Raw genomic sequence first — 18,642 nt, forward strand, 5'->3', positions numbered from 1 at the left:
TGGCATCCAACAGGGAGAAACGTTCAGGGCCATGAAGCCGGCCATTGAACAAGACCATGCTGGCACAAGCGGATTAAGTTTGTATTGTCAGTTCTATAGGAACAGCAAGACTTTGAGAAAAAAGAGGTCAGGATGGCTAAAATTCTGGATGATGAAGCGGGGACGGTCTTTGTCGGCGGAGGCGGGAAGGATTACGGCACGCCGCAATCGCTGTTGCTGAAATATGCCAATCGTCACGGCATGATCGCGGGCGCGACCGGCACCGGCAAGACGGTAACACTGCAGACATTGGCCGAAAGTCTTTCGCTGGCCGGGGTGCCGGTGTTCCTGGCCGATGTGAAGGGCGATCTGGCCGGGCTGTCGCGCCCGGGCAGCGCCGAGGCAAAGCTGCACGATGCGTTTAAAAAGCGCGCCGATACGATCGGGCTGGAACTGGATTACCAGGAATTCCCGGTCACCTTCTGGGATGTCTGGGGCGAGCAGGGGCATCCCGTTCGCACCACGCCTGCCGAAATGGGGCCACTGCTGCTTTCGCGCCTGCTGGACCTGACCGAGGCGCAGGAGGGCGTGATGAATATCGCCTTCCGCGTCGCCGACGAGCAGGGGCTGGCGCTGGCTGATCTCAAGGATTTGCAGGCGATGCTGGTATGGGTCGGAGAGAATTCGGACGAGTTGTCCCTGCAATACGGCAATGTGAGTTCGGCCAGCGTGGGGGCCATTCAGCGCGCGCTCCTGGTGCTGGAAAACCAGGGCGGCGACAGGCTGTTCGGCGAGCCCGCGCTGGAGCTGGCCGATATCATGCGGCAGGGCGAGGACGGCAAGGGAATGATCAATATCCTTGCCGCCGACCGGCTGATGAATTCACCGCGCCTCTACGCGAGTTTTCTGCTGTGGCTGCTCTCGGAACTGTTCGAGCAATTGCCCGAGGTAGGGGATCCCGACCGCCCCAGGATCGCCTTTTTCTTCGACGAGGCGCATCTGCTGTTCGATGACGCACCGAAGGCGCTGATCGAAAAGGTCGAACGGGTGGCGCGGCTGATCCGGTCGAAAGGGGTCAGCGTGTGGTTCATCAGCCAGAGCCCGACCGACATCCCCGAGAATATCCTGGGCCAGCTTGGCAACCGGGTGCAGCATGCCTTGCGCGCATTTACCGCCAAGGACCAGAAGGCATTGCGGCTGGCAGCCGAGAATTACCGCGCCAATCCCGATTTCGACACCGCCGAGGCGATCCAGAATGTCGGCACCGGCGAGGCGGTGACTTCGCTGCTGGAGGCCAAGGGCGTGCCGGGGATCGTGCAGCGCACCTTGATCCGTCCGCCTTTCAGCCAGCTTGGTCCGGTCTCGGATACCGAGCGGGCCGAGGTGATGAAAGCCTCACCCATGGCCGGGAAATACGGCAAGACGGTCGATCGCGAATCCGCGCAGGAAATGCTTGCAAAACGGGCCGAGGAGGCCGGTGCCGAGGCCGGGAAACAGGGAAAGGCTGCGGGCAGCAAATCGGATGACGACCTGTTCGACATGGGTAACGAGGATTACAAGCAGACCCGGCGCTACGAGCCTCCCGAGCCTGCCAGGCGCAAATCCTCGCGTTCCTCGCGTTCGGACAGCATCGCCGAAACGTTCGGCAAGAGTCTTGCCCGGCAATTGGGCACAAGAGCCGGCAGGGAACTGGTCAGAGGAGTGCTGGGGTCGCTGTTCCGGGGGCGTTGACCGGGCAAGGGCTTGCCGCACGCATCTCGGCCAGCAGGGCGATCATCACCAGCACATGCCGCTGCATGTCATAACCCGGCGCGCGTGCCAGCCGCGCCTCGTTGAGCCGCTCCTCCTCGTCCCTGAGGCGGGGCAGGGCGCTGCCCGCCGGAGGGCAGGCCGGATTGCGCAACAGCCGGGGCAGGTGGCATGTGCGGCGCCATCCGGCCTGTCCGGCCTGCGCTGCGCGGATCAGGCTGCGCGGGCGGCGCAATGGCAGGACTGTCCCGGCGGAACGGAAGGCCGTGATGTCGGTGAATGCGGTCATGGCGGATCTCTTTGTCGCTTTCGTGATGCCACATGATCGCACGGCCAAGGCCCGCGTTGCGCGATAGGCCATTGCAGCGCACGTAAGGGAAAGAATTATTTAGGATTTGTTAGGGATGTTGCGTCTCGATCCGCGGGTTGCCGAGCAGCCCGCCGGGCAATTTCCAGCGCGGGATTTCGGTTCGATTTCGCCCGCGAAAAGCGAGAGAGGCAACATGATGATCCAGAAACAGGGTTTTCCGGCGTCGCACGGAACCAGTGAACCGCAAGGACAAGAAAGCAAAGCGGCGATGAAGGGGCCTGACGATGTGGCGCTCTACCTGCGTCACGTCAGGGAAGGCGTTCCGATACGGGCATTGGCGCGCGAGTTGGGTTGCCACGCCTCGACTGTGATGCGGCGCATCCGTCGCTTCGAAGAGCGGCGCGACGATCCTCTTGTTGATGCCGCGCTGTCTGCCGGGGCGGAAACCTCCGGTCCCGGACATGATGGGCGGCAGTTCAGGCAAGTGCTGCGCAGATTGGCGGAACCGGGCGCCATGATGGTCACGGCCGCGGGGATGGAAAAGGCCATTGTCACCCGCGAAGATATCCGCACCGCGGTTCTGGAGCGCAGCATGGCCGAGGCCATGGCGCTGCGCGGATGGGTGGCGCAATCGGGGCAGGGCGGGCGCATCCAGCGTTACGTCCTGGTTCCCGCGGGGCGCGAGGCGCTGCGGCGGATGCTGAAATCCGGAGGACAAGCAGAGGAGGAGCATGCGGAAAAGCACCGGCATTGGGAAGAGCGCGTCGTCGAGGATCCCGAGGATGGCCGCCGTCGCCGGGTCCGGGTGAACCTTGCCGAAAGCCCGCTGCTGGTTCTGGCGCGTCGGCGCGATGCGAATGGCAAGCCCTTTCTGACCCCCGGCATGGTCGCTGCCGGGGAACGTCTGCGCGAGGATTTCGAACTGGCCCAGATGGGGCCGCGCGTCACCCAGAACTGGGAAGGCTTCCTGACGGCCGGGATCGATGTGGATCGCCGGTCCTTTGGCGGAGGGTCATCCTCGGCGCGCGAGCGGGTGGCGGCCGCGCTGCGCGATCTGGGGCCGGGATTGGGCGATGTCGCACTGCGCGTCTGCTGTTTTCTGGAAGGGATAGAGATGACCGAACGGCGCTTGGGGTGGTCGGCCCGCTCGGGCAAGATCGTGCTGCGGCTGGCCCTGATGCGGCTCGAACGGCATTTCGAGGAACGCTATGGCACCGGCGCACCATTGATCGGGTGATGGCTTCTGCTGCTGATGGATTGATCACAAGGCAAATGCTGGATAAGTTGAAATTCAAAGATGGGCAGACATCAATCAGAAAGCCTTATGAATATTACCTTGCGACAGTTGCGCTATTTTCTGGCTCTGGCCGAGCAGGGGCATTTCACCCGTGCGGCCGAGACGATTCACGTGACCCAACCCGCCCTGTCAATGCAGATCCGCGCGCTCGAGGACGTGGCCGGCGGGCAGCTGGTGGAACGGACATCGACCGGCATCGTGCTGACTCCGCGCGGGCGGGCGCTGGCCGAGCATGCCCGAAAAGTGCTGGCGGCGATGTCGGGGCTGGAGCAGGGATTGCGTCAGCCGGGGCAGGGCGGGAGGTTGCGCCTTGGAATGATCCCGACCGTCGCGCCCTATCTGCTGCCCGAAGCGCTGCCGGAGCTGCGGGCCAGTGATATCGGCCGCGACATGCATCTGCGCGAGGCCATGACCGAGCGGCTGCTGAACGAACTGGAATCCGGCCGTCTGGATGCCGCTGTCGTGGCGACCCCGCCCGAGGATGACGGCATGATTGCCGTGACGCTGTTCACCGATCACTTCCTGCTGGCGGGCAGTTCCGGGCGCATCGCCCGCTTTGCCGACCGCGCCGATGAGCTGCGCCCGCAATCCCTGGATCCCGCGCAGCTTTTGCTGCTGGACGAAGGGCATTGCCTGGGGGACCAGGCGCTGGAGGTCTGCGGGCTTTCCCGCCGGGGCGGGCGGCTGGACCTGGGCGCGGCCTCGCTCTCCACGTTGTGCCGGTTGGCGGCGCAGGGGATGGGGTTGACCTTCCTGCCGGAAATCGCCCGCAAGCAGGAAATGGCAGCGGCACCGGGGCTGGCCGCGATCCGTTTTCCCGACCCACAGCCCGCGCGGCAGGTCCTGCTGATGCGCCGCGCCTCGACTCCGGCCGATGGCTGGTTCGATGAGCTGGCCGACACCTTGCGGCGCGCGGGACAGGGATTGCTTTCCGGCTGACGCATCCGATGCGCCCCCCGGCATGATCCGGGTAGATGGATAGCAGCGCGGCGGCGGGCCTATTCCCGGGATTGGCATTCCTGCACGGATTGATCCTCCAACTGGTTGGTGAAGCTGGCGGTATCGCCCTTGCTCCACCACTCGTATTCACCCGCCACATAGCGCGCGCCGGAGGCAGAGATCACGTTCACGAAGATTCGCTCAGTCCCGTCGATGGGCAGGATCGCAAGGCGGTTGTCCCCTGCATTGACATATTTCACCTTGAGGACTTCACCATCGGCGCAGGTATATTCCGTTGGCAGGACGCTGATCTCCTCGGTCAGGGGCAGCGGGATCGACAGCGTCGGCTCCGCCCAAAGGGGCAGCGCAATCAGCGATAGCGCGGTTCCGGCAAGAAATTTCACCATCATGGTCTCCTTGGAAAATGCCTATACTGCCGCGATCCAGCCGCCCAGGAAGGCATGGATGTTATGGGTCAGATCATCCGAGAGATAGCCGCCCTCCTGCACCATGACAGTGGGCAGACCTGCTGCGGCGATCAGGCCGGCGGCGCGCCCGAAACATCCGGTCGTCACCGACAGCCCGCGCAGCGGGTCGTTCTCATGGGCGTCCAGCCCCAGGGCCAGCACCAGCGCGCCGGGATCGAATTCACCGATCCGTTCGAGCGCGGCAGCTATGGCGGCCAGCCAATCCTCGTCCCCTTGCCCCTGTGGCAGCGGCAGGTTCAAGTTGAAGCCTTCGCCCGCGCCGCGCCCGGTTTCATGCGCGTAGCCGACATAGAAGGGATAGAAGGCCTCGGGCGAGGCATGGATCGACACGGTCAGCACATCGGCGCGTTCGTAGAAAATCTCTTGCGTGCCATTGCCATGATGCACGTCGATATCGAGGATCGCCACCCGTTCATGTCTTCCGCGCAGGGCCTGCGCGGCGATCGCGGAATTGTTGAGGAAACAATGGCCCGCCGCGGTATCCGCATCCGCATGATGCCCCGGCGGACGGCAAAGCGCATAGGCCGCCCGGGCGCCATCCGTCACCGCGCCGACCGCCGCCAATGCCGTATCGACCCCGCGCAACGCGGCCTGCCAGGTGTCGCGCCCGACCGGGCAGGCGGTATCGGCCATATGCCAGCCCGCGCGTCCGACGATGCTTTCGGGATAGGTTTGCGTGGCCTTCTGCGGATGCAGGTTGGCGACGACCTCGGCCCCCGCACCGGGGAAGGACTGCCATTGCTCCCAGCAGTTTTCCAGAAAATCCAGATATTCCGGCGTATGGATCGCCCGCATCGCCTCGCGGTCGGCTTCGTGCGGGTTTTCGGTCGTCAGCCCAAGCCTTGCCAGCCCTGCCAGCAGGCGGTCGGCGCGTTCCGGCAATTCCTTGTTGGGCGCAGGCACACCGCGCAATATCCAGAAGCGCGGATCATGGGCCTTGGTCTCGGGAGCGTAAAAGCAGGGTAGGGCGGACATCGGTTCTCCTGTCGTTGCGCGCTGGCGAGACTAGGGGGTTTCGGGATCGGGTGGAAGCCGGTGCGGCACGGTCCTGCCTTGATCGGGGGCCAGCCCCCGAACCCCCGAGGTATTTGGACAAAGAAGAAGCCGGGAACCGTCTGTCCAATAAGCTGGAGGAATCGGAAGGAGCCCGCAATCGGCACCCGTCAGAAGCCTTTATGGGTTTTCAGGAACTCGGTTTCCTCTTTGGTGTTCTCGCGCCCCAGCACCGCGTTGCGATGCGGAAAGCGACCGAAGCGGGCAACGATGTCGCGATGCTCGCGGGCGAAATGCAGGGAATGGGCGTTGCCAAGGGCCTCGTAGAGTTTCACGGAACGCTCCTGATCGGCGAGTTCCTCGCTATGCATGAAGGGCAGGTAGAAAAATTGCCGGGCGGTCTCGTCCAGTTCCTGATCGAAGCCGCGATCCAGGGCGGCGCGGGCATGGGTCAGTGCGAGATCGTTGCTTTCGAAGGACCGGGGCGAGCCGCGGAACATGTTGCGCGGGAACTGGTCCAGCGCGATGACCAGCGAGAGCGCATCCCGCGCGTTGCCGCCCCAGTGATCCAGCCGGCCGGCATGGGCGGCCTCGTATGTGGCGCCGAAAAGCTGGATGATCTGTCGGTCGATCTCTTCGGACTTCTGGAACCAAAAGGGGCGCATGTCTTCCGAGAACCAGAAATCGTGGATATCCTGCGGGGTCTTGAGGGTCATGTCATGTCCTTTGCGGGTTGCGTTACCGGAGGCGAACCTATTGCGGATCGCGATGCCCCGAAAGCCGTCGTCGCGGCGGGGGACGGGGTTCAGCCCGGCAGCGGGATGAATTCATCCCGGTCGTCCACCGGCAGGTCGAACAGCCCCTGTCCCCATTGCTGCGCCTGCCATTCGCGTTTCGCCTCTTCGATCCTTTCCTTCGAGGAGGCGACGAAATTCCACCAGATATAGCGGGGACCGTTCAGCGTCTCGCCTCCAAGCGCCATCAGCCTTGCGCCGCGATCCCCGGCCGATACGGTGATCTCGTCGCCGGGGCGGAAGACCATCATCTGCCCGGCCTCGTATTCCTGCCCGGCGATGCGGATCGAGCCCTCGGTGATGTAGACCCCGCGATCCTCGTGATCGGTGGGCAGCGGGAAACGGGCCCGTGCCGCAAGTGTCACATCCAGGTAGAACGTGTCGGAATAGAGCGTCGCGGGCGCGGTCTCGCCATAGGCGCGGCCAAGGATCAGGCGGGCTTCGACGCCCTGGTCGCGGATCTCGGGCAGGGCATTCTTGCCGTGATGTTCGAATGCCGGGGGGATATCCTCGTGGCCTTCGGGCAGGGCGATCCAGGTCTGGATGCCGAACAGGCTGTTCGGCCCCTGACGCGCCTCGGCCGAGGTGCGTTCGGAATGCGTCACCCCCTTGCCCGCGACCATCCAGTTCAGTTCCCCGGGCCGGATGATCTGATCGCTGCCGACGCTGTCGCGGTGATGGAAGTCGCCGCGATAAAGATAGGTGACGGTGCCCAGCCCGATATGCGGATGCGGGCGCACATCGACGCCTTGCCCGGTCAGGAACTCGGCAGGGCCGGCCTGGTCGAAGAAGATGAACGGGCCGACCATCTGCCGCCTTGGCGCGGGCAGGGCGCGGCGGACCTCGAAATCGCCGAGGTCGCGTGCGCGGGGGATGATCAGCGTCTCGATGGCATCCGGGCCGATCTCGTCGGGGCAACCGGGGGTGAGTGCGGGGTTCCAGCTCATGGCGATCCTCCTTTGGCTGAATCACAGAATGGTCCGATTCCATCGAACCGCCAAGCCAAGAGGTGTTCGGGATACACGAACACGGGGTTGGGCAAATCCTTGCTGGTGCCCTGCGGGCGGGTGCCGCATCTTCATCACCAGACAACAAGGAGCCATGCCATGACCAGCGGAATCCATCATGTGACGGCCATTACCCGCGATGTGCAGGCGAATGTCGATTTCTGGATGGACTTTTTGAGGCTTTCATTGGTCAAGCAGAGCGCGGGTTTCGAAGATGCCGAGCAGCTTCACCTGTTCTACGGCAATGCCACCGCCGATCCCGGGACGCTGGTCAGCTTTCTTGTCTGGCAGGACGGCGCGCCCGGCCGCGTGGGTCACGGACAGGTGGCCGAGATCGCGCTGGCCATTCCCCGCGCCCGGATCGGCGACTGGCTGACCCGCGCCATGCAACGCCAGTTGCGGATCGAGGGGCCGTCGCGGGAGTTCGGCGAGCCGGTGCTGCGCCTGAAGGATCCCGACGGGATCATCGTCAAGCTTGTCGGCGCGGATGTTCCCGATACCGGCTGGCCTGCCGCGCCGCATGGGCTGCGCGCCGTCACGATCTGGTCCGAACTGCCGGAACAGACCGCCGCTTTCCTGACCCGTTTCGGCTATCGCGCCGGGTTGGCCGAAGGCGGCGTGACGCGGCTGGTATCGGACAGCGACGCGCTGGATATCCGCGATGCCTCGGGCTTCGTGGCGGGCATTCCCGGCACGGGCGTGATCGATCATGTCGCGCTGCGGATGCCGGATGTGACAGCCATCGAGGCCCATCGCGCCGGGTTGTCGGGCCTGAACAGCGGCGAGGTGACGGTCCATGACCGCAAGTATTTCACCTCGCTCTATATCCGCGAGCCGGGGGAAACCCTGATCGAACTGGCCACGGACGGCCCCGGCATGGGCATCGACGAGGCCCCCGGCCATCTGGGCGAGACCCTGATGATCCCGCCGCATTTCGCCGACCGCGCCGATGATCTGCGCGTGTCGCTGCCGCAATTCGCCCGTCCGGGCGAGGAAAGGATTCCGATGAGAGATCTTCCCTTCACCCACCGCATCCACCGGCCCGACCATCCCGATGGTTCGACCCTGCTGCTGTTGCACGGCACCGGCGGGAACGAGGCCGACCTGATGCCGCTGGCCCATCATCTGAACCCGAACGCGACCCTGCTTGGCCTGCGTGGGCGGTCCAACGAAGAAGGCGTCACGCGCTTCTTCCGCCGCATGTCGATGACCAGCTTCGACCAGGAGGATATCCGCGCCGAGGCGGCCGCCTTCGATGCTTTCATGAGCGGGGCGGTTGCCGCCTATGATCTGGACCCCGCACGCGTGACCGTGCTGGGCTATTCCAACGGCGCGAATTTCGCGGGGGCGGTGATGGGGCTTTATCCGGGATTGCTGAAACGGGCGGTCCTGATCCGGCCCATGGCGGTGCTTGATGACTTGCCGAGCCCCGATCTGACCGGCACAAGGGTGCTGACACTGTCAGGCGCGCGGGATCCCTACGGCTCCCATGCCCCGCGTCTGAACGATTGGCTGCGGACCAATGGCGCCGATCTGGACGCCCGGACCATTCCGGCCGGGCATGAACTGGCGCAGGCCGATCTGGACGCCGCGCAGGACTGGCTGAAAGGAGTATGAGATGACCGGGATCACCGTCACCAGGGAGGAAACCGACAGCCGTCACGGCCGCTATGTGGCGCGCGTTGCGGGTATCGACGCCGAGGCCGAGCTGACCTTTACCCGCCGGGCCGGGGACCGGATCAGCGCCGATCACACCGGCGCGCCCGAGGAGTTGCGCGGCACCGGCGCGGCGGGCGCGCTGGTCCGGCACATGGTCGAGGATGCCCGCACGAACGGCTTCACCATCATTCCGCTCTGCCCCTATGTGCAGGCCCAATATGCCAGGCATCCCGATTGGTCGGATGTTTTCACGACCGCGCCGGGCGAAAAACCGAAATTGCCGGGGTAGGCAAGGAAGGGCGCGGCGCCGGTTGTGCCGGCGCTCTGCGGAGGCGAGCGAAATCGCGGGCGCCGAGCGGTGATGTCACGCCTTTGCCCGAGTCTCGTGATATTCGTGGCCGATGCTGCGCAACGAGAAAACCCGCCCTGCAGGCGACAGGGCGGGTAACTTGCTGATCATTGCCGGCCAAGAACTTCAGTCGGCCGTCAAAAGCGGGGTCTTCGACTTTCCGATACGCGGGGCGTCGGGGCCGGTAATGTCGAAAACGGGCTTGTCGTCCTCGATCATCACCCGGACAACGCCGCCTTTCTGCAACCTGCCGAACAGCAACTCTTCCGCCAGGGGCTTCTTGATATGCTCCTGGATGATGCGGGCAAGGGGACGCGCGCCCATCATGTCGTCGTAACCCTTTTCGGCCAGCCAGTTGGCGGCTTCCGGGGTCAGTTCGATATGGACGTTGCGGTCCATCAGCTGCGCCTCGAGCTGCAGCACGAATTTCTCGACCACATGCACGACAACCTCGCGCGACAGCGGCGCAAAGCTGATGATCGCGTCCAGCCGGTTGCGGAACTCGGGCGTGAAGGTCCGCTCGATCGCGGCGGTGTCCTCTCCCTCGCGGCGGTCGCGGGCAAAGCCGATGGCGGCCCTGGCCTGATCGGCGGCCCCGGCATTCGAGGTCATGATCAGGATCACGTTGCGGAAATCCACCTGCCGCCCGTTATGGTCGGTCAGCTTGCCGTGATCCATCACCTGCAGCAGGATGTTGTAGACATCGGGATGCGCCTTCTCGATCTCGTCGAGCAGCAGCACGCAATGCGGGTGCTGGTCCACGCCATCGGTCAACAGCCCGCCCTGGTCGAAACCGACATAGCCCGGAGGCGCGCCGATCAGGCGGCTGACGGCGTGCTTCTCCATGTATTCCGACATGTCGAAGCGCAGCAGTTCCACCCCGAGCGTCGAGGCCAGCTGCTTGGCCACCTCGGTCTTGCCGACGCCTGTGGGGCCGGCGAACAGGTAGTTGCCGATGGGTTTTTCGGGTTCCCGCAGCCCGGCCCGTGCCAGCTTGATCGCCGATGACAGCGCCTCGATCGCCGAATCCTGCCCGAATACGACGCGCTTGAGCGTGTTGTTCAGGTCGCGCAGCACCTCGGCATCGTCCTTGCTGACATTTTTGGGCGGAATGCGGGCGATCTTGGCCACCACAGCCTCGATCTCCTTGGGGGAGATGGTCTTGCGGCGCTTGCTTTCCGCGACCAGGTGTTGCGCCGCCCCGGCCTCGTCGATCACGTCGATGGCGCTGTCGGGCAGCTTGCGGTCGTTGATATAGCGCGAGGCCAGCTCGACCGCCGACTTGATCGCGTCATTGGTATAGCGCAGCTCGTGGTGCTTTTCGAAATGCGGCTTGAGTCCCATCAGGATCTTGATCGAATCGGGCACGGTGGGCTCGTTCACGTCGATCTTCTGGAACCGGCGGCTAAGCGCGCGGTCCTTTTCGAAATGCTGGCGATATTCCTTGTAGGTGGTCGACCCCATGCAGCGCAGCTTGCCGCCCGCAAGCGCGGGTTTCAGCAGGTTCGAGGCATCCATCGCCCCGCCTGAGGTCGCGCCCGCACCGATCACTGTATGGATCTCGTCGATGAACAGGATCGCGTCTTCATGGCCCTCAAGCTCCTTGACGACGGCCTTCAGCCGTTCCTCGAAATCGCCGCGATAGCGGGTGCCGGCCAGCAATGCGCCCATGTCGAGCGAAAAGATCGTGGCGCCCGACAGCACCTCCGGCGTTTCGCCCTCGACGATCTTCTTGGCCAGTCCCTCGGCGATGGCGGTCTTGCCAACACCCGGATCGCCGACCAGCAGCGGGTTGTTCTTGCGGCGCCGGCAGAGCACCTGGATGCAACGCTCGACCTCGTCCTCGCGGCCGATCAGGGGGTCGACATCGCCCTTTTCCGATTTCGCGTTCAGATCGACGCAATATTTGGCAAGCGCGGTTTCCTCCTTGGCCTCCTGCACCGGTTCGGCCTGTTTTGCCTCCTCGGGTTCGTCCGAGCCCAGCACCTTGCGCGGTTCGCTGAAGGTCGGGTTCTTGGCCACGCCATGGGCGATGAAATTCACCGCGTCATAGCGGGTCATGTCCATTTCCTGCAGGAAGAAGGCCGCGTTCGATTCCCGCTCGGCGAAAATCGCGACCAGCACATTGGCGCCGGTCACTTCTTGCCGGCCCGAGCTTTGGACATGGATGGCGGCGCGCTGGATCACCCGCTGGAAGGCGGCGGTCGGCACGGCCTCTGACCCTTCGACATCGGTGATCAGGGTGGACAGGTCATCCTCGATGAAATCGACCAGCAGCTTGCGCAATTCGTCCAGATCGACATTGCAGGCGCGCATCACCTTGACGGCGTCCGGTTCCTCGGTCAGCGCCAGAAGCAGATGTTCCAGCGTGGCCAGTTCATGTCGATGTTCGTTCGCCAGCGCAAGCGCCTGGTGAATGGCCTGTTCCAGGGAAGTCGAGAAACTTGGCACGGTCGTCTCCTGTCAGTCGGCTGGCGGTATGGGCGACGTGCCCACCTGCCCAGACTGTCATGGTAGTTTTAAGATTTGGTGGAATCGGCCCGGCTTCAAGCTGTTTTTTAAATTTGTCCGGGTTTTTTGCCACGGCTGAGGCAAATGTGATGTCGCCCCGTGTGGTTTTCAAGATCCCCGATCCGGCATCGTATTTCCGCAAGCCCTGTTGAAAAGCCGTCAGAAATTGTCCTTCATGCTGCGCAGCCGCGCGAAAACCTCGACATCGGGGGCATCCTCCATGTCCAAATTTTTACGCAGTTCCTTGACACGCAGAAAGGGATTCGTCGCCCTTTCCTCGGCCAGTGTGGCAGGCGAGCAGGGCAGGCGGTCCGCCTCGGTCCCGGCCAGTCTTTCCCGCAGCGCGTCATTGTCGGGATCGACCGAAAGGGCGAAGGCGCCATTGGTCGCGCAATAGTCATGGCCCGAGCAGATCAGCGTTTCGCCGGGCAGGGCGTTCAGCCGCGTCAGGCTGTCCCACATCATTGCGGCATCGCCTTCGAACAGCCGCCCGCAGCCCATCGCCATCAGGCTGTCGGCGGTAAAGGCATAGCCCGATTTCGGGAAATGGAAGGCGACATGCCCGACCGTGTGGCCCGATACGTCGATGACATCGACGGCTTCGCCCAGCACTTCGAACGGCTGGCCCGGCGCGACGCGGGCGTCGAGAGGCGGCAGCCGGTGCGCATCCGCCGCCGCTCCCGCTACCTGCGCACCGGTCCGGGCCACGATTTCGGGCACGCCGTCTATATGGTCTCCGTGATGGTGGGTCAGCAGGATCATGTCCAGCCCCCAGCCCCTGCGATCCAGTTCGGACAGGATCGGCGCGGCCTCGGGGGCATCGACCAGCGCCGTGCCCGTCTCGCCATGAAGAAGATAGGCGTAGTTGTCCCTGAGGCAGCGGATGGTGATCAGTTCCAGCGGCATTGGCAAATCCTTCCCCATATGATGTGTTGAATCTGACAAAAGCATGGCCGGGACGCAATGCACCACGATATCGAGGATCTGCGGCGTTTCTATTACCAGCGGGCACTGGGCCGCGTGGTGCAGCGAATCCTGCGTGACCGGCTGACCGGGCGCTGGCGGCCCGGCAGCTGCAAGGGCATGAACGTGGCGGGATTCGGCTTTGCGGCGCCCATGCTGCGGCCCTATCTGGAGACCGCGCGCCGGGTCACTGCCCTGATGCCGGGGCCGCAGGGCGTGATGGGCTGGCCGGCGGGGCTGCCCAATCACAGCGTCCTGTGCGACGAAACCGCCTGGCCGATCGAGACAGGCAGCATAGATCGCCTTGTGGTGCTGCACGGGCTTGAGACCAGCGATCATCCCGCGGCCCTGATGACAGAGGCCTGGCGCGCACTTGGCCCCGGCGGACGGATGATCGTGATGGTGCCGAACCGGGCGGGGCTGTGGGCGGCTTCCGAGCGCACGCCATTCGGCCTTGGGCGCAGCTATACTGCCGGGCAGTTGGAAGGGCAGACGCTGAAAGCCGGGTTCGTGACGGAATGGCATGGATCGGCGGTTTATATTCCGCCATCGGATCGGCGTTTCTGGCTGCGCAGCGCCCAGATGTGGGAGCGGACCGGGGCACGGATCAGCCGCGTCCTGATCGCGGGGGTGGTTTTGATCGAGGTCAGCAAGCAGAGCAAGGGGATGATCGGCCCGGGCGTCAAGGTTCACGTGCCCAGCCCGCTGGATATCCTGGATGGGGTAGCCCGGCCGCGCCCGGTCAGATCGCCCACCGCAAGAGGGCGGATCATCGTTTCTCCCTATGCCCGCGGGGAGCCGATAGGATCAAACGGTTGAAACCGTGGAATCGCGGCGGCACCGAAGGAAGGGGAATCACATCCGTCACGCGTCCTGACAAGGTGCAGTTCGGATCGCGCACGGCTCTCCCTGCGACAGCCTGTCGCACCCCCGGAGGCGGGTTGCCGCCTGCCGGAAGGGCTATCCCGCCAAGGGTGGAACATCCCCGGCCGCAAAGGCTCTCTTTTACGTGTGCTAAGTGGTTGCCGGTCGGTAAACGACCTGCTAGAGACTGCGCAGATTTTACGGACGGCCCTCCAAAAGCCGTGCGACCGCGACCCGCACCCCCGCGACAGACCGGACGAAGATCCGGCCCGCCAGCGGGGCTGCGCAAACGTAAAGGATGACCGTGGCCAACTCTGTTTCCATGTCCCAGAGCATCGCCGGGCGCTATGCGCAGGCCGTCTTCGACATCGTGAAAGAAGAAGGGGGGCTGGATGACCTGGCCCGCCAGACCGATGAGCTGCAGAACGCGCTGGACGAGAGCGCCGATCTGCGCGACCTGATCGCCTCTCCGCTTTATTCCCGGCAGCAGCAGGGCGGGGCCATTTCCGCTCTGGCCGCGAAGATGGGATTGTCGGAGGTGCTGTCGAACACATTGCAACTGATGGCGCGCAACCGCCGCCTTTTCGTGCTGCCGCAACTGATCGGACGCCTGCGCGACCTGATCGCGGAAGCGCGCGGCGAGGTGACGGCCGATGTGACCAGCGCCATTGCCCTGTCCGACGAACAGCAGCAGCGCCTGACGCAGACGCTCGCCGATAAATCGGGCAAAAAGGTCAAATTGAATACCCGCGTGGATGAGGGGCTCATCGGCGGTATGATTGTCAAGCTGGGCTCGCAGATGATCGACAGTTCGGTCCGCTCGAAGCTCGCCTCCCTGCAGAATGCTATGAAAGAGGTCGGATAATGGGAATCCAGGCAGCCGAGATTTCGGCGATCCTCAAGGATCAGATCAAGAATTTCGGACAAGAGGCCGAGGTGGCCGAGGTCGGGCAAGTGCTGTCGGTCGGTGACGGTATCGCCCGTGTCTATGGCCTCGACAAAGTGCAGGCCGGCGAGATGGTCGAGTTCCCCGGCGGTATCCGGGGCATGGTGCTGAACCTGGAGACCGACAATGTCGGTATCGTGATCTTCGGCGACGACCGTTCGATCAAGGAAGGCGACACCGTCAAGCGCACCCGCTCGATCGTGGACGTCCCGGTGGGCAAGGCCCTGCTTGGCCGCGTCGTTGACGGGCTTGGCAATCCAATCGATGGCAAGGGTCCGATCGAGGCCGAGGCCCGCAGCGTGGCAGACGTCAAGGCACCGGGCATCATGCCGCGCAAATCGGTGCACGAGCCGATGGCGACCGGCCTGAAATCGGTTGACGCGATGATCCCGATTGGCCGCGGCCAGCGCGAGCTGATCATCGGCGACCGCCAGACCGGCAAGACCGCCATCGCGCTGGACACCATCCTGAACCAGCTTAGCTATAATGGCCGCGAAGCCGAAGGTATGAAGACGCTGCATTGCGTCTATGTGGCCGTCGGCCAGAAGCGTTCGACCGTTGCCCAGCTTGTCCAGAAACTGGAAGAGACCGGCGCGATGGCCTATACCACCGTCGTCGCCGCGACCGCTTCGGACCCCGCGCCGATGCAGTTCCTTGCCCCCTATTCGGGCACCGCGATCGGCGAATATTTCCGCGACAACGGCATGGATGCGCTGATCATCTATGACGACCTGTCCAAGCAGGCTGTCGCCTATCGCCAGATGTCGCTGCTGCTGCGCCGCCCGCCCGGACGCGAAGCCTTCCCGGGCGACGTTTTCTACCTGCACAGCCGGTTGCTGGAGCGTTCGGCCAAGCTGAACGAGGAGCATGGCTCCGGTTCGCTGACCGCCCTGCCGATCATCGAAACGCAGGCTGGCGACGTGTCGGCCTATATCCCGACCAACGTGATCTCGATCACCGATGGCCAGATCTTCCTTGAAACCGATCTGTTCTTCCAGGGGGTCCGCCCGGCCGTGAACACCGGTCTGTCGGTGTCCCGCGTCGGCTCCTCGGCCCAGACCAAGGCGATGAAATCGGTCGCCGGTCCGGTCAAGCTGGAACTGGCCCAGTATCGCGAGATGGCGGCTTTCGCGCAGTTCGGTTCCGACCTCGACGCCGCGACGCAGCGCCTGCTGAACCGTGGTGCGCGCCTGACCGAACTGATGAAGCAGCCGCAATATCGCCCGCTGACCAATGCCGAGATCGTCATCGTGATCTATGCCGGCACCAAGGGCTATGTCGACAACGTGCCCGTGCGCGAGGTCGTGGCCTGGGAAGAGGGGCTGATCCAGTTCCTGCGGAACCAGAAGAAAGCCCTGCTGGACGATATCACCACGAATGACCGCAAGGTTGCCGGTGATCTCGAGGATGCGATCAAGGCGGCGCTGGACGAATACAACAAGACCCGCGCCTGAGAGGGGGAATAGATGCCCAGCCTCAAGGATCTCAAAACCCGGATCGAAAGCGTCAAGAACACGCGGAAGATCACCAAGGCGATGCAGATGGTCGCCGCGGCGAAACTTCGCCGCGCGCAGGACGCTGCCGAAGCCGCCCGTCCCTATGCCGACCGGATGGCCGCCGTCATGGCCGGCCTGACGGCAAATTCGGCGGGATCGGAAAACGCGCCCCGGTTGCTGTCGGGCACCGGCAGCGACCAGCGGCATCTGCTGGTCGTGATGACCGCCGAGCGCGGTCTTGCCGGCGGCTTCAACAGCTCGATCGTCAAGCTGGCCCGGACGCATGCGGAAAACCTGCGCGGGCAGGGCAAGGATGTCACCATCCTGACTGTCGGCAAGAAGGGCCGCGAACAGCTCAAGCGTGAATATGGCGACCGGATCGTTCATCACGTCGACCTGTCCGAGGTCAAGCGCGTCGGCTACGAAAATGCCCGCGGCATCGCCGACGAGGTTCTGGACCGGTTCGAAAGCGGCGAATTCGATGTCGCCACGATCTTCTACAACCGGTTCGAATCGGTGATCAGCCAGGTGCCGACCGCCCGCCAGATCATTCCGGCCGAACCGCCCGAAGGCGAGGACGTGGCCGAGGCATCGGCGCTTTACGATTACGAGCCCGAGGAAGAGGCCATTCTGGCCGAACTCCTGCCGCGCTCGGTGGCGACGCAGATCTTTGCGGCGCTTCTGGAGAACGCGGCGTCCGAGCAGGGCGCGCGGATGAGCGCCATGGACAATGCCACGCGCAATGCCGGCGACATGATCGACCGCCTGACAACCGAGTATAACCGCTCGCGCCAGGCTGCGATCACCAAGGAACTCATCGAAATCATTTCGGGCGCAGAGGCGCTCTGACCGTAACGCAGAGGTGATAATATGGCTGAGGCCAACGGAAAAATTACCCAGGTCATCGGCGCCGTCGTGGACGTGCAGTTCGAAGACCAACTGCCGGCGATCCTGAACGCGCTGGTGACCGAGAATAATGGCAAGAAACTGATCCTGGAAGTGGCGCAGCATCTGGGCGAAAACACCGTCCGCGCTATCGCCATGGACTCGACCGAAGGGCTGGTCCGCGGCGAGCCGGTCAGCGACACTGGCGGCCCGATCTCGGTTCCGGTGGGCGACGCGACCCTGGGCCGGATCATCAATGTCGTGGGCGAGCCCGTGGACGAGGGCGGTCCGATCAGCGCCGCCGAGACCCGCGCCATCCACCAGCCCGCGCCTGATTTTGCCGCGCAGGCGACCAGCTCGGAAATCCTGGTCACCGGCATCAAGGTCATCGACCTGCTCGCGCCTTATTCCAAGGGCGGCAAGATCGGCCTGTTCGGCGGCGCCGGCGTTGGCAAGACCGTTCTGATCATGGAACTGATCAACAACATCGCCAAGGTGCACTCGGGTTACTCGGTTTTCGCCGGTGTCGGCGAACGGACCCGCGAGGGCAACGACCTTTACCACGAGATGGTCGAGTCGGGCGTCATCAAGCCGGACAACCTGCCCGAGTCGCAGGTGGCCCTGGTTTACGGCCAGATGAACGAGCCTCCGGGAGCCCGCATGCGCGTCGCCCTGACCGGCCTGACCCTGGCCGAACAGTTCCGCGACACTTCGGGAACCGATGTTCTGTTCTTCGTCGACAACATCTTCCGCTTCACGCAGGCGGGTTCCGAGGTGTCGGCGCTTCTGGGCCGCATTCCTTCGGCGGTGGGCTATCAGCCGACGCTGGCCACCGACATGGGTGCGATGCAGGAACGCATCACCTCGACCAAGCAGGGCTCGATCACCTCGATCCAGGCCGTCTACGTGCCTGCCGACGACCTGACCGACCCGGCCCCGGCCACGACATTCGCCCACCTGGACGCCACGACCACGCTGTCGCGCGCGATCTCGGAGCTTGGCATCTACCCGGCCGTTGACCCGCTGGACTCGTCCTCGCGTATTCTCGACCCGGCCGTCGTCGGCGAAGAGCATTACCAGGTGGCCCGCGACGTTCAGGGGATCCTGCAGAAATACAAGTCGCTGCAGGACATCATCGCCATTCTCGGCATGGACGAACTGTCGGAAGAGGACAAGCTGACCGTGGCCCGCGCCCGGAAGATCCAGCGTTTCCTTTCGCAGCCTTTCGACGTGGCGAAGGTCTTTACCGGTTCCGACGGTGTTCAGGTGCCGCTGGAGAAAACCATCGCCTCCTTCAAGGCCGTGGTTGCCGGTGAATATGATCATCTGCCCGAGGCGGCCTTCTACATGGTCGGCGATATCGAAGAGGTGAAGGCCAAGGCCGAGCGTCTCGCGGCCGAAGCCGCTTAAGGA

General features: G+C 64.0%; 17 protein-coding genes. 10 read left to right on the top strand and 7 right to left on the bottom strand.

Annotation, left to right across the window (positions count from 1 at the left end; translation table 11 throughout):
* Positions 1-132: 132 nt before the first annotated feature.
* Positions 133-1,710, top strand: coding sequence for a helicase HerA-like domain-containing protein (locus C9E81_RS18065; RefSeq protein ID WP_122113756.1), 1,578 nt, complete (start codon positions 133-135; stop codon positions 1,708-1,710).
* Here C9E81_RS18065 and C9E81_RS18070 read toward each other — a convergent pair.
* Positions 1,673-2,017 (bottom strand): DUF6477 family protein, encoded by a 345-nt coding sequence (locus C9E81_RS18070; RefSeq protein ID WP_243698714.1) that lies wholly within the window; start codon positions 2,015-2,017, stop codon positions 1,673-1,675. The genes C9E81_RS18065 and C9E81_RS18070 overlap by 38 nt on opposite strands.
* 289 nt (positions 2,018-2,306) lie before the next feature.
* On the opposite strand from C9E81_RS18070, the gene C9E81_RS18075 reads away from it, so the two are divergent.
* Positions 2,307-3,275 (top strand): DUF6456 domain-containing protein, encoded by a 969-nt coding sequence (locus C9E81_RS18075; RefSeq protein WP_166461969.1) that lies wholly within the window; start codon positions 2,307-2,309, stop codon positions 3,273-3,275.
* An 87-nt stretch (positions 3,276-3,362) separates the two neighbouring features.
* Entirely contained in the window at positions 3,363-4,274 is a 912-nt protein-coding gene (locus C9E81_RS18080) for a hydrogen peroxide-inducible genes activator (RefSeq protein WP_122113757.1), read from the top strand.
* Positions 4,275-4,333: 59 nt separating this feature from the next.
* Here the strand turns inward: C9E81_RS18080 and C9E81_RS18085 are convergent, their stop codons facing one another.
* The 4 genes from C9E81_RS18085 to C9E81_RS18100 all read right to left on the bottom strand — a co-directional run bounded on the left by C9E81_RS18085 (position 4,334) and on the right by C9E81_RS18100 (position 7,496).
* Positions 4,334-4,681 (bottom strand): MliC family protein, encoded by a 348-nt coding sequence (locus tag C9E81_RS18085; RefSeq protein WP_166461970.1) that lies wholly within the window; start codon positions 4,679-4,681, stop codon positions 4,334-4,336.
* 21 nt (positions 4,682-4,702) lie between these two features.
* Positions 4,703-5,737 carry a histone deacetylase family protein gene (locus C9E81_RS18090; protein WP_122113759.1) on the bottom strand — a complete coding sequence of 345 codons (1,035 nt, stop codon included), beginning with the start codon at positions 5,735-5,737 and terminating at the stop codon, positions 4,703-4,705.
* Positions 5,738-5,925: 188 nt separating this feature from the next.
* On the bottom strand, positions 5,926-6,471 hold the full coding sequence (locus C9E81_RS18095) for a DUF924 family protein (protein WP_122113760.1): 546 nt from the start codon (positions 6,469-6,471) through the stop codon (positions 5,926-5,928).
* Between the two features lie 89 nt (positions 6,472-6,560).
* Positions 6,561-7,496 (bottom strand): pirin family protein, encoded by a 936-nt coding sequence (locus tag C9E81_RS18100; protein WP_122113761.1) that lies wholly within the window; start codon positions 7,494-7,496, stop codon positions 6,561-6,563.
* Positions 7,497-7,655: 159 nt separating this feature from the next.
* Here C9E81_RS18100 and C9E81_RS18105 point away from each other — a divergent pair, with 159 nt between their 5' ends.
* Together C9E81_RS18105 and C9E81_RS18110 are read left to right on the top strand one after the other, a co-directional pair.
* Entirely contained in the window at positions 7,656-9,173 is a 1,518-nt protein-coding gene (locus C9E81_RS18105) for a VOC family protein (RefSeq protein WP_122113762.1), read from the top strand.
* Between the two features lies 1 nt (position 9,174).
* The gene (locus C9E81_RS18110) at positions 9,175-9,504 is read left to right on the top strand and encodes a GNAT family N-acetyltransferase (RefSeq protein ID WP_122113763.1); all 330 of its coding nucleotides are present in this window, start codon (positions 9,175-9,177) and stop codon (positions 9,502-9,504) included.
* A 186-nt stretch (positions 9,505-9,690) separates the two neighbouring features.
* Here the strand turns inward: C9E81_RS18110 and clpA are convergent, their stop codons facing one another.
* Together clpA and gloB are read right to left on the bottom strand one after the other, a co-directional pair.
* Positions 9,691-12,015, bottom strand: coding sequence for an ATP-dependent Clp protease ATP-binding subunit ClpA (gene clpA, locus C9E81_RS18115; RefSeq protein ID WP_122113764.1), 2,325 nt, complete (start codon positions 12,013-12,015; stop codon positions 9,691-9,693).
* Positions 12,016-12,234: 219 nt separating this feature from the next.
* Positions 12,235-12,981 carry a hydroxyacylglutathione hydrolase gene (gloB, locus tag C9E81_RS18120; RefSeq protein WP_122113765.1) on the bottom strand — a complete coding sequence of 249 codons (747 nt, stop codon included), beginning with the start codon at positions 12,979-12,981 and terminating at the stop codon, positions 12,235-12,237.
* A 57-nt stretch (positions 12,982-13,038) separates the two neighbouring features.
* Here gloB and C9E81_RS18125 point away from each other — a divergent pair, with 57 nt between their 5' ends.
* The 5 genes from C9E81_RS18125 (at position 13,039) to atpD (ending at position 18,639) form a co-directional block, all read left to right on the top strand.
* Positions 13,039-13,857, top strand: a complete 819-nt coding sequence (locus C9E81_RS18125; protein ID WP_243698715.1) for a class I SAM-dependent methyltransferase — start codon at positions 13,039-13,041, stop codon at positions 13,855-13,857.
* 343 nt (positions 13,858-14,200) lie between these two features.
* Positions 14,201-14,767: a F0F1 ATP synthase subunit delta gene (locus C9E81_RS18130; protein WP_122113766.1), complete on the top strand. Its 567-nt coding sequence runs from the start codon at positions 14,201-14,203 to the stop codon at positions 14,765-14,767.
* Positions 14,767-16,302 carry a F0F1 ATP synthase subunit alpha gene (gene atpA, locus C9E81_RS18135; protein WP_122113767.1) on the top strand — a complete coding sequence of 512 codons (1,536 nt, stop codon included), beginning with the start codon at positions 14,767-14,769 and terminating at the stop codon, positions 16,300-16,302. The genes C9E81_RS18130 and atpA overlap by 1 nt, the downstream gene beginning before the upstream one ends.
* Positions 16,303-16,314: 12 nt before the next feature.
* Entirely contained in the window at positions 16,315-17,193 is an 879-nt protein-coding gene (locus tag C9E81_RS18140) for a F0F1 ATP synthase subunit gamma (RefSeq protein WP_122113768.1), read from the top strand.
* 21 nt (positions 17,194-17,214) lie between these two features.
* Positions 17,215-18,639, top strand: a complete 1,425-nt coding sequence (atpD, locus tag C9E81_RS18145; protein ID WP_122113769.1) for a F0F1 ATP synthase subunit beta — start codon at positions 17,215-17,217, stop codon at positions 18,637-18,639.
* Positions 18,640-18,642 lie beyond the last annotated feature (3 nt).

The organism is Paracoccus alkanivorans (assembly GCF_003697785.1).
GTDB lineage: Bacteria > Pseudomonadota > Alphaproteobacteria > Rhodobacterales > Rhodobacteraceae > Paracoccus > Paracoccus alkanivorans.